Source organism: Streptomyces sp. NPDC047081 (assembly GCF_040643775.1).
Taxonomy (GTDB): domain Bacteria; phylum Actinomycetota; class Actinomycetes; order Streptomycetales; family Streptomycetaceae; genus Streptomyces.
The window spans coordinates 41088-54097 of the sequence record NZ_JBEYUY010000025.1 but is presented as its reverse complement, the minus strand read 5'-3'; the positions used below and the strand labels follow the sequence as shown (position 1 = coordinate 54097).

At 71.7% G+C, this 13010-nt stretch carries 12 protein-coding genes; 6 read left to right on the top strand and 6 right to left on the bottom strand.

All coding sequences use genetic code 11. The annotated features are described in order from the left end of the window. Positions 1–16 precede the first annotated feature (16 nt). Positions 17–1222 carry an MFS transporter gene (locus ABZ848_RS36060; RefSeq protein WP_360838794.1) on the bottom strand — a complete coding sequence of 402 codons (1206 nt, stop codon included), beginning with the start codon at positions 1220–1222 and terminating at the stop codon, positions 17–19. Positions 1223–1269: 47 nt separating this feature from the next. Between ABZ848_RS36060 and ABZ848_RS36055 the strand changes: the two genes are divergently transcribed. Next, on the top strand, positions 1270–2682 hold the full coding sequence (locus tag ABZ848_RS36055) for a PLP-dependent aminotransferase family protein (protein WP_360838793.1): 1413 nt from the start codon (positions 1270–1272) through the stop codon (positions 2680–2682). On the opposite strand, the gene ABZ848_RS36050 is transcribed toward ABZ848_RS36055, so the two are convergent. Both ABZ848_RS36050 and ABZ848_RS36045 read right to left on the bottom strand, forming a co-directional pair. Further along, positions 2679–3329, bottom strand: coding sequence for an HAD family hydrolase (locus tag ABZ848_RS36050; protein WP_360838791.1), 651 nt, complete (start codon positions 3327–3329; stop codon positions 2679–2681). The genes ABZ848_RS36055 and ABZ848_RS36050 overlap by 4 nt on opposite strands. After that, entirely contained in the window at positions 3314–4564 is a 1251-nt protein-coding gene (locus ABZ848_RS36045; protein ID WP_360838789.1) for a helix-turn-helix domain-containing protein, read from the bottom strand. Before ABZ848_RS36045 ends, ABZ848_RS36050 begins: the two co-directional genes overlap by 16 nt. Before the next feature lie 128 nt (positions 4565–4692). Between ABZ848_RS36045 and ABZ848_RS36040 the strand changes: the two genes are divergently transcribed. The 3 genes from ABZ848_RS36040 to ABZ848_RS36030 all read left to right on the top strand — a co-directional run bounded on the left by ABZ848_RS36040 (position 4693) and on the right by ABZ848_RS36030 (position 8195). Next, positions 4693–5619 (top strand): proline dehydrogenase family protein, encoded by a 927-nt coding sequence (locus tag ABZ848_RS36040; protein ID WP_360838788.1) that lies wholly within the window; start codon positions 4693–4695, stop codon positions 5617–5619. Between the two features lie 38 nt (positions 5620–5657). Beyond that, positions 5658–7289 (top strand): L-glutamate gamma-semialdehyde dehydrogenase, encoded by a 1632-nt coding sequence (gene pruA / locus ABZ848_RS36035; protein ID WP_360838786.1) that lies wholly within the window; start codon positions 5658–5660, stop codon positions 7287–7289. 75 nt (positions 7290–7364) lie between these two features. Then, positions 7365–8195, top strand: coding sequence for an alpha/beta hydrolase (locus tag ABZ848_RS36030; protein WP_360838784.1), 831 nt, complete (start codon positions 7365–7367; stop codon positions 8193–8195). 204 nt (positions 8196–8399) lie between these two features. Here the strand turns inward: ABZ848_RS36030 and ABZ848_RS36025 are convergent, their stop codons facing one another. Then, positions 8400–8600, bottom strand: a complete 201-nt coding sequence (locus ABZ848_RS36025; RefSeq protein WP_360838783.1) for a DUF5988 family protein — start codon at positions 8598–8600, stop codon at positions 8400–8402. 51 nt (positions 8601–8651) lie between these two features. Beyond that, entirely contained in the window at positions 8652–9599 is a 948-nt protein-coding gene (locus tag ABZ848_RS36020; RefSeq protein WP_360838781.1) for an NADP-dependent oxidoreductase, read from the bottom strand. Positions 9600–9944: 345 nt separating this feature from the next. On the opposite strand from ABZ848_RS36020, the gene ABZ848_RS36015 reads away from it, so the two are divergent. Further along, positions 9945–10076, top strand: a complete 132-nt coding sequence (locus ABZ848_RS36015) for a hypothetical protein (protein WP_107056436.1) — start codon at positions 9945–9947, stop codon at positions 10074–10076. Positions 10077–10129: 53 nt separating this feature from the next. On the opposite strand, the gene ABZ848_RS36010 is transcribed toward ABZ848_RS36015, so the two are convergent. Further along, the gene (locus ABZ848_RS36010) at positions 10130–11698 is read right to left on the bottom strand and encodes a metallophosphoesterase family protein (RefSeq protein ID WP_360838780.1); all 1569 of its coding nucleotides are present in this window, start codon (positions 11696–11698) and stop codon (positions 10130–10132) included. Between the two features lie 142 nt (positions 11699–11840). Here ABZ848_RS36010 and ABZ848_RS36005 point away from each other — a divergent pair, with 142 nt between their 5' ends. Continuing rightward, on the top strand, positions 11841–12884 hold the full coding sequence (locus ABZ848_RS36005; protein ID WP_360838779.1) for a 3-isopropylmalate dehydrogenase: 1044 nt from the start codon (positions 11841–11843) through the stop codon (positions 12882–12884). Positions 12885–13010 lie beyond the last annotated feature (126 nt).

Sequence of the window (13010 nt, the reverse complement as noted above, 5' to 3'; positions counted from 1 at the left end):
ATGATGACAATCGTTTTCAGTAACGAGTGTGGTGGCGATCACGCACGACCGGTGCGAGCGCGCCCAGCATCAGCAGTGCGGTCATCGCGAAGGCCCACGGGTAGCCGGTCAGGCCCGCCAGCACGCCGAAGCCAGCGGCGCCGACGCCCATGCCGCCGTCGTACGCGAGGTTCCAGAGTGCGCTGACGGTGCCGTACGAGGAGGCGGAGACCCGGGCGTACATCAGGGTCAGCGTGGCGTTCTGGGCGATGCCGAAGCCCGTGCCGAACAGGGCGGTGCCGGCCAGGACGGCGAGCGGGCTGCCGGTCGCCGCGGTGAGCAGCACACCCGCGGCCGACAGGAGCAGGCCGGGCAGCACGAGCCGGGCGCTGCCGTGCCGGTCGCCGTGGCGGCCGGCCAGCCAGCGGGCCACGGTGGAGGCCGCGGGCTGCACGAACAGGGCCACCGCGACGACGCCGGAGGAGGCGGCGGGGACGGCCAACGGGAGGAAGGTGACCAGGATGCCGGTGGCGGTCGCGGTGGAGGCGAACACGAGGACGGGGCGGAGGAGGGGGCCGGTGCGGAGGCCGCGGAGCACGCCGAGGGGAGGCTTCGAGTCTTTTGGCGCCCTTGTGTCCGTCGACCGCCCGCCCCTGTCCGGCAGCCCGAGCACCGACACGATCGCCGCCAGCGACACCGCGCCGCCGATCACCGCGACCGTCCCGTACCCCGCGTGGCCCGCCAGCCACATGCCCAGCGGCAGGGTCACCAGTGACGGCACGCCGGAGACCACGCCCACCAACGCCAGTCCCTCGCCCCGCCGTTCGGCCGGGATCAGCGTCGCGGTCAGGGCGCCGCCCGCGACGATGGTGAGCGCGAAGCCCAGGCCCCGTACCAGGCACACAGCGACGATCCAGGCGGCGTTCCCGGAGACGGTCAGCACCAGGGCCGGGGCGCCGAGCAGGAACAGGCCCGCCATCAGGGTCGCCCGGTAGCCGTGGCGGGCGACGAGGCGCGGGGTGGCCAGTTCACCGAGGACGGTGGCCAGCATCAGGGAACCGGTGGCGAGGCCCGCCGCGCTGCCGCCGCCCGCCTCCGCCGCGTAGGCCGGCACCACCGACAGCAGCAGGAAGAAGCTCGCGCTCGCGCCGATCATGCTCACGAAGCGGAGCAGCAGGGGGCGGGACAGCAGGGGTGGCCGCGCGGTCGAAGCGGTGGCCGTCATGTCCGTCGTAGGCGTCATACCGTCGACGCTAGAGACGGACCGGCCCTCCGCTAAGCTCCAATTCCATGCCAGTGCAGTGGGCCGGTTTGTCACCCGAGCTGCTCCTGACGGTCGACCGGGACAGCGGCGACCGCCTGTGTGCCCAGCTGGAACGGCAGCTGCGCGACGCGATCCGCACGGGCCGCCTGCAAGCCGGCGAACGCCTCCCCTCCTCCCGCGAGCTCGCCCGCCTCCTGGGCCTGTCCCGCGGCCTCGTCCAGGACTGCTACGCCCAGCTCCAGGCCGAGGGCTATCTCGTCACCCGGGTCGGTTCGGCCACCCGCGTGGCCGAGTGCGCCCAGGTGCCGGAGTCCCCCGCGCCGCCCGCGCCCGACCCCCGCTCCCGCCTGATCGCCGACTTCCGGCACGGCGTCCCGGACCTGACCTCCTTCCCCATGGCCGACTGGCTGTGGGCGACCAGGGAGGCCGCCCGGGCGATGCCGACGTCCGAGCTCGACTACGGGGATCCGCGGGGGAGTTCGGCGCTGCGCGAGGTGGTGGCCGGGTATTTGCGCCGGGTGCGCGGGGCCGCCGCCGATCCCGCGCGGACGGTGATCTGCTCCGGGTACGCGCAGGGACTGCACCTGGCGCTGCGGTCGTTGGCGCGGGCCGGGGTACGGGTGGTGGCGTACGAGGATCCGGGCGGGCCGGACACGGCGACGGCGGCCGCGGAGGCGGCGGGCCTGACGGCCGTACCGGTGCCGGTCGACGAACTCGGCGTCGACGTACGGGCGTTGGACGCCTCCGGCGCCCGGGCGGTGATCGTCTCGCCGGCCCACCAGTGGCCGACGGGCGTCGTACTGGCGCCGGACCGCCGACACGCCCTCATCGACTGGACCGGACGCCGGGACGCCTACGTCATCGAGGACGACTACGACGCGGAGTTCCGCTACGACCGCGAACCGGTCGGCACGCTCCAGGGCCTGGCCGCGGACCGGGTCATCTCCATCGGCACGGTCAGCAAGTCCCTTGCCCCCGCCCTGCGCCTGGGCTGGCTCCTCTGCCCACCGGCACTCACCACCCCGCTCACCGACCTCAAGCGCATCGCCGACCGCGGCTCACCCACCCTCGACCAGCTCGCCCTGGCCCACCTGATCGAGTCCGGCCGCTACGACCGCCACCTGCGCCGCATGCGCTCCGTCTACGCCACCCGCCGCACGGCCCTGCTCTCCGCCCTCACCCAACACGCCCCGGCGGTAAGCCTGTCGGGCCTGGCGGCAGGCTTCCACGCGGTGGCCCACCTCCCGCACGACACGGACGAGCAGACCGTCGTACGTCAGTCACGCATCCGCGGAGTGGCCCTGTACGGCATGAGCGCCTGCCGCGCCTCGGGAGCGACGAGCCCACCCCAGCTCGTCCTGGGCTTCGGCAATGTGACGGAGCGTGCGATCGGGGAGGGAATCGCGGCTGTGGCCGATCTCCTGTGCGGGGAGGGCTAGTTGGCCGTAAGGGCGAAGTGGAGGGCGGTCGCTGTGTCGGCGGCGATCCGCGTGGGCCGATACGCGGTTTCCGTCCACGGCCGGCCACCGGACACCCACACACTCCGCACCCCGACACCGACCGCACCCTGGATGTCGGCATGCGCGGAGTCACCGATCACCCAGGCACCTTCGAGGCCGGCGCCCACGGCCGCTGCCGCCGCCTCGAAGACCTCCGGCGCGGGCTTCTTGTATCCGACCGCCTCGGACACCACCCACCCGTCCACGAGCCGGTCGAGACCGGTGCGGCGGATCTTCGTCTCCTGTTGGACGACCCGGCCGTTGGTGACGATCACGCAGGTCCAGCCGCCCGCACGGGCCCTGGCGAGAGCGTGGCGCGTGGGCTCGGGCAGGGTGACGTGCTCGGCGGCGCCCCGGTCGAGGAAGGTGCGGACGGCGGGCTCGGGGACCGTGGTGCCGTAACGCCGGCTCATGGCCCGGGCGACTTCCCGCCGTGGTGTGTAGCCGCTCGCGTCAAGGGCCTTGAGCCAGGTCAGGTCGTCGGCGGGCAGCGCGTGAGCCGCCAGGAAGGCCGTCGCCGCCTGCTCGAAAGCGGCGTCCCTGTCGACCAGCGTGTTGTCGAGGTCGATCATCAGCAGAGCCGCCATGCCTCCAGCCGGGCCCCCTTCAAGGCCATGTGCAGCAGGAGGCGGTCCTCGCCGTCGGCCAGGTCGAGGCCTGTCAGTTGTTCGACTCTTGAGAGGCGGTAGTAGAGGGTCTGGCGGTGGATGCCGAGTTCGGCGGCCGTGCGGGCCGCCTGGCCTGCGCAGTCCAGGTAGGTCTCGGCCGTGCGGGCGAGTTCGCGGTGGGCGGGGGAGAGGAGGGGGTGTGCGGCGGGGTCGTGCGCGGCGTTCGGGGGGAGTGCCGTGAGGAGGCGGTACGGGCCGATCCTCGACCACTCCGCCACCGGGCCGAAGCGGGGTTCCGCGAGCGCCGCCCGCGCTGACGCCGACGCCTCCTGCCAGGCCGTACCCAGGTCGGCGAGGCCCCTGCGCGCGGCGGCGATCCCGGCGGCCGTTGCGTTGACTTCGTCCCCAGTGCGACTTGCACCCAATGACCGCCCCCGCTCCACCAAGCGCCCTGCCGCCGTAGCAGCCGGCGTGAGTACGTCCGTCGAGCGCAGGCGGACCAGCAGCGCCAGGGAATGCGAGGCCGGGCCCCACGGCACCGTGCACAGCGCCGTCGCGCCCGGCACCGTGCGGACCGACGGGGCGTCGTCGGGGTCGGCCGAGGGCCAGGGAGCCACGCAGACCACCGTGTGGGGGCCGTCGGCCCGGGTGCCCAGGGCCGTGCGGAGGTCGGCGATCGCCATGTCACGCTGCCAGCCCCGCTCGGCGACCAGCACCGCCCGCAGCTCCCGGCTCAGGTCCGCCCCGTGCTGCGCCTCGTCCGCGAGCAGCGCGCCGATGCGGGACGTCACCTCCATCGCCGCCGTCAGTTGCGCGTCCGTGGGACCGGGGTCGTAGTCCAGCAGCCAGACGTAACCGAGGACGACACCCCGATGGCGTACCGGGAGGCAGATCCTGCCCCGGTAGACCCCGGCCTCCGGGGTCGGCGGGATGCGCACCGGACCCGTCGCCCGGGTGATGCCGAAGCCCTCGAACCACGAGCGGACCGCGGCCGTGGAGCGCCGGGTCAGGATCGAGCGGGTGCGCACCGGGTCCAGGGCCGACGCGTCCAGGTCGCCCTCACTGTCGTACACCCCGAAGGCGATCAGCTCGAAGTCGCGGTTCTCCAGGGTCGCCGGCGCGCCGAGGAGCTCGGAGATCTCGTCGACGAGTTCCTGGTAGTCGCCCATGAATGATGCCGCCTCGGACGTCGTCACCGTGCCATTCTCCCGCATCCCACCGGCCCCTTCATACATCTGTCTGAGATCTGTGGCACGGATGCGTGACAGCTGTCGATGGCCCACGATCGGAGGGATCCTTAGGTTTCACGGTGGTTCTGTCTGCTCGTTTGTGGAGGTGCCCCGTGCTGGGTCCCGTGATTCTCGCCGCGTCGCGCAGCGACCGGATGCGACGCCTGATCTCGGCGGCCCCGGTGACCAAGCAGGTCGTCGACCGCTTCATCCCGGGCGAGTCGGTGGACGACATCGTGCCGATCATCCGGGACCTCACGGACCGGGGCCTGGAGCTGACGATGGACGTCGTCGGCGAGGACATCACCACCCCGGCGCAGGCCGAGGCCGCCCGGGACGCGTACCTGCGGCTCGTCGAACGGCTCAAGGACATGGAGCTCGGCGAGCGCGTCGAGATGTCCGTCAAGCTGTCGATGTTCGGCCAGGCGCTGGAGGGCGGTCACGAGCTCGCGCTCGCCAACGTGCGGCCCGTCGTCGAGGCCGCCGCCGCGATCGGTACGACCGTGACGCTCGACGCCGAGGACCACACCACCCTCGACTCGATGTTCGCCGTCCACGAGGAGCTGCGCCGCGACTTCCCGCAGACCGGCTGCGTCATCCAGGCCTACCTCTTCCGCACCGAGGCCGACGCCCGCCGGCTCGCCGCGGCGGGCAGCCGGGTGCGGCTGGTGAAGGGCGCGTACAAGGAGCCCGCCGAGGTCGCCTACCAGCAGAAACACGAGATCGACAAGGCGTACGTCCGGATCCTGCGGATTCTGATGGACGGCGAGGGGTATCCGATGGTCGGCTCCCACGACCCCCGGCTCATCTCCATCGCCCAGGAACTCGCCCACCGCGCCGGCCGCAAGCCCGACGAGTACGAGTTCCAGATGCTGTACGGCATCCGGAGCGACGAACACCTCCGCCTCGCCGCCGAGGGCCACCGCATGCGCGTCTACACCGCCTACGGCACCGACTGGTACGGCTACTTCATGCGCAGGCTCGCCGAAAAGCCGGCCAACCTGCGCTTCTTCGTCCGCAGCATGCTCAGCAAGGGCTGAACCCGAACACCCGCTCAGTACAAGGAGTTACGGATCTCATGGACGCTGTGACCCAGGTCCCCACCCCCGTCAACGAGCCGGTGCACGGCTATGCCCCCGGCTCGCCCGAGCGCGCCCGGCTGGAGGCCAGGCTCAAAGAGCTGGCCGAGAACCCGCTGGAGCTGTCGATGACCATCGGCGGCGAGAAGCGGCTGGGCGGCGGTGAGCCCTTCCAGGTGGTCCAGCCGCACAACCACAAGGCCGTCATCGGCACCGGCCGGCACGCCACGCAGCAGGACGCCCAGGACGCCATCGACGCGGCCCTCGCCGCCGCCCCCGCCTGGCGCGCGATGGCCTTCGACGACCGCGCGGCGATCATCCTGCGCGCCGCCGAGCTGCTGTCCGGCCCGTGGCGCGAGACGATCGCCGCCTCCACCATGCTCGGCCAGTCCAAGACAGCCCAGCAGGCCGAGATCGACGCCCCCTGCGAGCTCATCGACTTCTGGCGCTTCAACGTCCACTACGCCCGCAACATCCTCGCCGAGCAGCCTCCGGCCAACTCCCCGGGCGTCTGGAACCGCCTCGACCACCGCCCGCTGGAGGGCTTCGTCTACGCGATCACGCCCTTCAACTTCAGCGCGATCGCGGGCAATCTGCCGACCGCTCCCGCGCTCATGGGCAATGTGGTGGTCTGGAAGCCGTCCCCCACCCAGACCCACGCGGCCGTCCTGCTGATGCAGCTGCTTGAGGAAGCCGGTCTGCCCAAGGGCGTCATCAACCTCGTCACCGGCGACGGCATCGAGGTCTCCAAGGTCGCCCTGGAGCACCGCGACCTCGCCGGCATCCACTTCACCGGCTCCACCAGGACCTTCCAGTACCTGTGGAAGACGGTCGGCAACAACATCGAGAAGTACCGCTCGTACCCGCGTCTGGTCGGCGAGACGGGCGGCAAGGACTTCCTCGTCGCGCACCCGAGCGCCGACCGCGCGGTCCTCAAGACCGCCCTCACCCGGGGCGCCTTCGAGTACCAGGGCCAGAAGTGCAGCGCCACCTCCCGCGCCTACATCCCCGCGTCCATCTGGAACGACGGTTTCCGCGAGGAGTTCGCCGCCGAGGTCGACTACCTGACCATGGGTGACGTCACCGACCTGTCGAACTTCATCGGCGCCGTCATCGACGACCGCGCGTTCGCCAAGAACAAGGCCGCCATCGACCGCGCCAAGCAGGACCCGACCTGCACCATCGTCGCGGGCGGCTCCTACGACGACTCGGTCGGCTACTTCGTCCGCCCGACCGTCGTAGAGTGCAGCGACCCGGAGAACGAGGTGTTCCGCACCGAGTACTTCGGCCCGTTCCTCGCCGTGCACGTCTACGAGGACGACAAGTACGAGGAGATGCTGACCCAGATGGAGTCCGTCTCCGACTACGCGCTGACCGGCTCGGTCATCTCCAACGACCGCGCGGCGGCGGCGTACACGATGGAGAAGCTGCGCTACGCGGCCGGCAACTTCTACATCAACGACAAGTCGACCGGCGCCGTCGTCGGCCAGCAGCCCTTCGGCGGCGGCCGGGCCTCCGGCACCAACGACAAGGCGGGCGCGCCCCAGAACCTCCTGCGCTGGACCTTGACCCGGGCCATCAAGGAGACCCTGGTCGCACCGACCGACTACACCTACCCGCACATGGGCTGACACCCGCGGACGCGGAAACGGGCCAGGTCTGCCGGACCTGGCCCGTTCGCATGCCCGTGCGGGCAGACTGGCGCCATGGAGACGGTGATCACGGACGACGGCGTACGGCTGTGGGCCGAGCGGTCCGAGGGACCGGGCGAGCCGCTGGTGCTGTGCCACGGCGGCCCCGGGCTGTGGGACATGTTCGGGGACGTCGCGGAGCTGCTGGCCGACGTGACACCCGTGGTCCGGTGGGACCAGCGGGGATGCGGGCGTTCGGAGCGGTGCGCCGGGCCGTGGACGACCGAGCGGTTCGTGGCCGATCTGGACGCCGTGCGGCGGCACTTCGGGGTGGAGCGGATGGCGCTGCTCGGGCATTCCTGGGGCGCCCAGCTGGCGTTGAGCTATGCGCTGGCCCGTCCGGAGCGGGTGCGGGTGCTGTTGTACGTGGCCGGTACGGGCATCGGGCCGGTCACGGAATGGCACGGCGGCTTCGAGGCGAACCTCCTCGCCCGCCTCGGTGAGGATCCCGAACGGCTCGCCCGCTGGCGGGAGTTGGGCAGGGACGACCGGGAGCGCGCGGTGATCCAGTGGTCCGCCGAGTTCGAGGACCGGGCACGGGCGGTGGAGCAGGCGGAGCGGATGGCGGACCCCTGGTTCGGGATCAACCTCGACTGCGGCCGGGAGCTCAACGACGAGACCCGGCGCACCTGGGGCACCCCCGAGCTGTACGAGGCCTGCGCCTGCCTGGACGTGCCCGTGCACATCCTCGACGGCGCCCACGACATCCGCCCGCGCTCCGCCGTCGACTCCCTGGAGCGCGCGCTGCCCCAGGTGCGCAGGGCCGTGTTCCCCGACGCCGGGCACCTCCCCTGGGCCGAGGACCCCAAGGGCTTCCGCGAGGCGGTCGCGGCGGCGCTGCGCTGAGCGCTCCGCTGGAAGAGCAGCGAGGGGTTGTCGGTCGGCTGCGGCGCCGTCGTGGCTGGTCGCTCCCCCACGCTCGGCTTCGCTCGCGCGGGGGACCCCCATCGCGGCCGAGCCGCACATCGACACAGCTCCGCGCCCCTGGCGGCGTTGCCGCTGCATCGTCTTGCGGCTCCGCCGCGGGGCAGCCGACTTCCCCGGGACCGCTCAGCTCGGCAGCTCCGTGCGCTCCCACCACTCGTACACCGGCAGCGTGCCCTGGGCCGTGTCCGAGCGTCGTGGGGTCGCCCTGAAGTGCTCGTATCCGCCGAGGAATTCGACCTTCACGTCGTTGCCGGGCGGCGGGACCGGGACGATCCGGTCGGGCAGGTCCTTCGGGCCGCCTTCCAGCAGTGCCTTGTCGTTCATGACCTCACCGTTCCCTTCGTCGTGTGCGATCGGTCGATGGAGTGCGTGCGGTCAGTCCGGCAGGACCAGGACGAGCCTTCCCTTCGCGTGGCCCGCCTCGGCCAGCTCGTGTGCCTTGGCCGCCTCCGCGAACGGGAGGGCCGCCTCGACGTGGATACGGATGCGGTTGTTCGCCAGCAGGGCGGCGATCTTGGCCAGGCGCTCTCCCGAGGGCTCCGCCTCGACGACCGCGAAGCGCATGCCGCGGGCCTCCACGTCCTCCGGGGACAGGCCCAGGTCGCCGGGGAGCGCGCAGACCAGGAGGCCGCCCGGGCGCAGGGTGCCGAGCGTACGGGGGCCGTAGTCGCCGCCGACCAGGTCGAGGGCCACGTCGATGTCCCGTACGGACTCGGTGAAGTCGCCGGCCGTGTAGTCGTGCGGCTCGTCCGCGCCGAGTTCGCGCAGGAAGCCGTGCCGGTCGGCGCGGGCGGTGGCGACGACGTACGCGCCCTCCGCCTTGGCCAGCTGCACCGCCGCGTGGCCGACGCCGCCGGCCGCCGCGTGGATCAGCACCCGGGTGCCGGGCCCGACCCGGCCGATGTCGATCAGCGCCTGCCAGGCGGTGAGGGTGGCCGTCGGGGCGGCGGCAGCGTGCACGTGGTCGAGGGTCGCGGGCTTCGCGGCGAAGTGCGCGGCCGGCGCGGTGAGGTGCGTGGCGTAGCCGCCCGCGTGGACCTTGCCGAAGACCTCGTCGCCGGGGCGGAAACGGGTGACGTCCGCGCCGACCGCCTCCACCGTGCCGGAGACGTCCCGGCCCAGCGTGAACGGGGGCTCGCCGTACAGCGGCGCCGTCCCGGAACGGATCAGCAGGTCCACCCGGTTGACCCCGGCCGCCCGCACCCGCACCAGGACCTCGCCGGGCGCGGGCACCGGCAGCGGACGTTCCTCGGCCTCCAGGACCTCCGGGCCGCCGAAGCGGCGCTGGGTGATCACGGTCGCGCGGGCGTGCTGCGTGGCCATCGGGTCTCCCTCCCGAACGGAACCGGACCGGCCCGGGCGGCGGGCGTGGCCGCCCTCGTCCATCGTCCTGCGCACCGCCGCACTCCGGTACCCGTCACCGTGAAAGCCCAGCTCAGAGCCGTGTGACCCAACCCACCGTCTCAGATAGTAGGAAGTCCGAGTAATTGTGGAGACAGGCCGGGGGTGCTCCCTTACTTTTGTAGAAGCCGAACGTCTCGCTCGACCAAGCGAATGGCGGTCGTGAGCGCGCCCCGTGCAGGCAACCCCTGCGGCACCGCTCCCCGCCCCATCCGGCGTCTCGTAACCCCCTTCCGCACTCCCGGATTTCGAAGGAGTCGATTTCCCATGGCCGAGACGACCGCACGCCGCCGAGTCCGTCACATCTCCCGCACGAGCGAGTCCGACCGCAAGAACGCCGCAGCCGCCCTCCAGCGCGCCCTGGACCGCAGGGACAACGGCGGTTCGACCGGCCACTGAGCCGGGCATCACCAACAAGCCGGGAGCCGCACCCGCCGGGGTGCGGCGCGGACTCAGGTCCCGCGCCGCACCTCGAAATGGTCGATGCGCTCACCGCTCTGCGCCAGCGCCGACACCGTGAGGGCCGGCCGGGAGCCGCCGACCGCCTCCACCGAGAGGAACGAGAAGCCCCGGTAGCGCACCCGCGACCACTCCACGGTCTCCTGCGTGGAGGACTGCGACTTCTTCCACTGGAAGGTGTCGACCGAGTCGTGCCGCGTCACGTGCCCCTCGTAACTCTCCTTCACACCCGTCGGGAAGCCGTACAGATCCCGGCCGCCGCCGCCCGCCGTGACGTAGACGATCCCGTCGCGCGTCGGGTCGGTCGAGGCGCCGATGGGCACCGCCCGGCCGACCGCGCCCCCCGCCTTGACGGCGTCCGTGCGCTCGTACACGTGGTTGTGCCCGTTGATCACCAGGTCCACCTGGTGCTTCGCGAACACCGGCAGCCACTCCGCGCGTACCCCGCCGTCGGAGGCGTGCGAGGACGTCGAGTACGCGCAGTGGTGGAAGAAGACGACGAGGAAGTCGACGTCCTTCGACGCCCGCAGCTCACCCAGCTTCTGGTCCAGCCACTTCGTCTGCTTCCCGCCCGTGTAGCCGTAGTTGGCGGGGATCTCGTACGACACGTCGTTGGCGTCCAGCGCCACGAAGCCGACGTTGCCGTACGTGAAGGAGTACACGCCGGGCGCGGTGCGCGCGTCGAAGCCGCTCTCCGGGAGCGACCAGCGGGCCAGCTGGCCGCCGTAGCCGTCCGGGGAGTACCAGGCCTCCATGTCGTGGTTGCCGGTCGTCACCATCCAGGGCACGGACCGGGCGACCGACTCGTTCTGCTTGAGGAACTGGTCCCAGTACGAGGGGTCGTAGCCGTCCGACTTCTGGCCCCGGCCGTTGCCGTCGGCGTAGCAGATGTCGCCCGCGTGCAGGTGGAAGGCGGGCTGCCGGCGCAGCAGGACATGGTCGTTGGCGGCGGCTGCCTGGCTGACGCCCTGGTCGCCGAAGGCCGTGAAGACGAACTTCTCGGCCGTGGCGGGCGCGGTGCGGAAGCTGGAGATCGTCGAGCGGTGCGCGGGAGAGGCCGGGTCGAAGCCCTCGTGTCCGACGCCGTAGTAGTACGTCGTCCCGGGGCGCAGACCGTCCAGGGCCGCGTGCACGTAGTACTGCTCAAGGGCCAGGCGTACGCCGCTGACGCCCGGGGTGTGCAGGTCGCGGATCTCCGCCTCGGCCTTGCGGCTCAGGTCGTCGGGCTTCAGGCCGATCCGCACGTACGGCTTCTTCACCGCGAGCGGCACCTGCCAGGACACCCGCATCTGGGTCTTGGGGTCGGCACCGAAGGCGAGGTGGCGGCCGAAGGGGGAGACGGCCGAGCCGTGCACCTTCGAGGTCGCGGGCGACGGGCCGGCGGTGCTTCGTGCGCCCGTACCACTGCCGCCGCAGCCCGCCAGCAGTCCGCCCGCCGCCACCGCGCCCGCCGTCACCAGCGTGCGGCGCCGCATCAGCTTCGTACGCAGGTACTCGTGCTGCTCGGCCATGCTCATCCGGCGCGCGAGCTGCGGGGGAATGCCGAAGTCGGGTATGTCCATGGAAGGGAAGTTCCCAGCGAATCCCAACGCCCGCCATACGTAGGGGTGAACGCGTGGCGACTTGTTGACGCCGACGGCCGCCGGGTCGTCCGTATCGCGGACAGCGCATGTCATCCCATGGGACGAGGAGTAGGGTGCCGACATGTCTCGCAGCATCAATCTCGCAGTGATCCCCGGTGACGGCATCGGCCAGGAGGTCGTGGCCGAAGGTCTCAAGGTCCTCTCCGCCGTCCTTCCGCAGGATGTGAAGCTGGAGACCCAGGAGTACGACTTCGGGGCCAAGCGCTACCACGCCACCGGTGAGACCCTCACCGACGCCGACCTCGACTCGCTCAAGCAGCACGACGCGATCCTGCTGGGCGCGATCGGCGACCCGAGCGTCCCTTCCGGCGTCCTGGAGCGCGGCTTCCTGCTCAAGCTCCGCTTCGCCTTCGACCACCACGTCAACCTGCGGCCGAGCAAGCTGCTCCCGGGGGTTGCGACCCCGCTCGCCGGTGAGCCGCAGATCGACTTCGTCGTGGTCCGCGAGGGCACCGAGGGCCCGTACACCGGCAACGGCGGCACCATCCGCAAGGGCACCGAGCACGAGGTCGCCACCGAGGTCTCCGTGAACACGGCCTTCGGTGTCGAGCGTGTCGTGCGGGACGCCTTCGCCCGCGCGCAGGCCCGCCCGCGCAAGAAGCTCACGCTCGTCCACAAGAACAACGTGCTGACCTTCGCCGGTCACCTGTGGACGAACATCTTCAACAAGGTGGCCGCGGAGTTCCCCGAGGTCACCACCGACTACATCCACGTCGACGCCGCGACCATCTACCTGGTCACCGACCCCGGCCGCTTCGACGTGATCGTCACCGACAACCTCTTCGGCGACATCATCACCGACCTCGCCGCGGCCGTCTCCGGCGGCATCGGCGTCGCGGCGAGCGGGAACATCAACCCCTCCCGCGAGTTCCCCTCGATGTTCGAGCCGGTCCACGGTTCCGCGCCCGACATCGCCGGTCAGGGCAAGGCCGACCCCACCGCCACCGTCCTGTCCGTCGCCCTGCTCCTGCGCCACCTCGGCTACGACGCCGAGGCCGCTCGCGTCGAGGAGGCCGTCACCGCCGACCTCACCGACCGCCAGGGCAAGCCCGCCCGCTCCACCTCGGAGATCGGCGACGCGCTGGCCGTACGAGTAGCCGGCTGACCCCGCCGCTCCTCGAAACTCTTCGAAGCCGCCGGGTCGCATCCGCACCCGGCGGCTTCCCCTGTGTCCCCGCCGGGTGCCACCATCATCCCCGGGTCGCATTCACGCCGTTTTCTTCCATGGCAC

Coding starts and splice junctions, on each gene's coding strand:
- ABZ848_RS36060 (WP_360838794.1), bottom strand. CDS start 1,222: ATGACGCCTACGACGGACATGACGGCCACCGCTTCGACCGCGCGGCCA.
- ABZ848_RS36055 (WP_360838793.1), top strand. CDS start 1,270: ATGCCAGTGCAGTGGGCCGGTTTGTCACCCGAGCTGCTCCTGACGGTC.
- ABZ848_RS36050 (WP_360838791.1), bottom strand. CDS start 3,329: ATGGCGGCTCTGCTGATGATCGACCTCGACAACACGCTGGTCGACAGG.
- ABZ848_RS36045 (WP_360838789.1), bottom strand. CDS start 4,564: ATGCGGGAGAATGGCACGGTGACGACGTCCGAGGCGGCATCATTCATG.
- pruA (WP_360838786.1), top strand. CDS start 5,658: ATGGACGCTGTGACCCAGGTCCCCACCCCCGTCAACGAGCCGGTGCAC.
- ABZ848_RS36030 (WP_360838784.1), top strand. CDS start 7,365: ATGGAGACGGTGATCACGGACGACGGCGTACGGCTGTGGGCCGAGCGG.
- ABZ848_RS36025 (WP_360838783.1), bottom strand. CDS start 8,600: ATGAACGACAAGGCACTGCTGGAAGGCGGCCCGAAGGACCTGCCCGAC.
- ABZ848_RS36020 (WP_360838781.1), bottom strand. CDS start 9,599: ATGGCCACGCAGCACGCCCGCGCGACCGTGATCACCCAGCGCCGCTTC.
- ABZ848_RS36015 (WP_107056436.1), top strand. CDS start 9,945: ATGGCCGAGACGACCGCACGCCGCCGAGTCCGTCACATCTCCCGCACG.
- ABZ848_RS36010 (WP_360838780.1), bottom strand. CDS start 11,698: ATGGACATACCCGACTTCGGCATTCCCCCGCAGCTCGCGCGCCGGATG.
- ABZ848_RS36005 (WP_360838779.1), top strand. CDS start 11,841: ATGTCTCGCAGCATCAATCTCGCAGTGATCCCCGGTGACGGCATCGGC.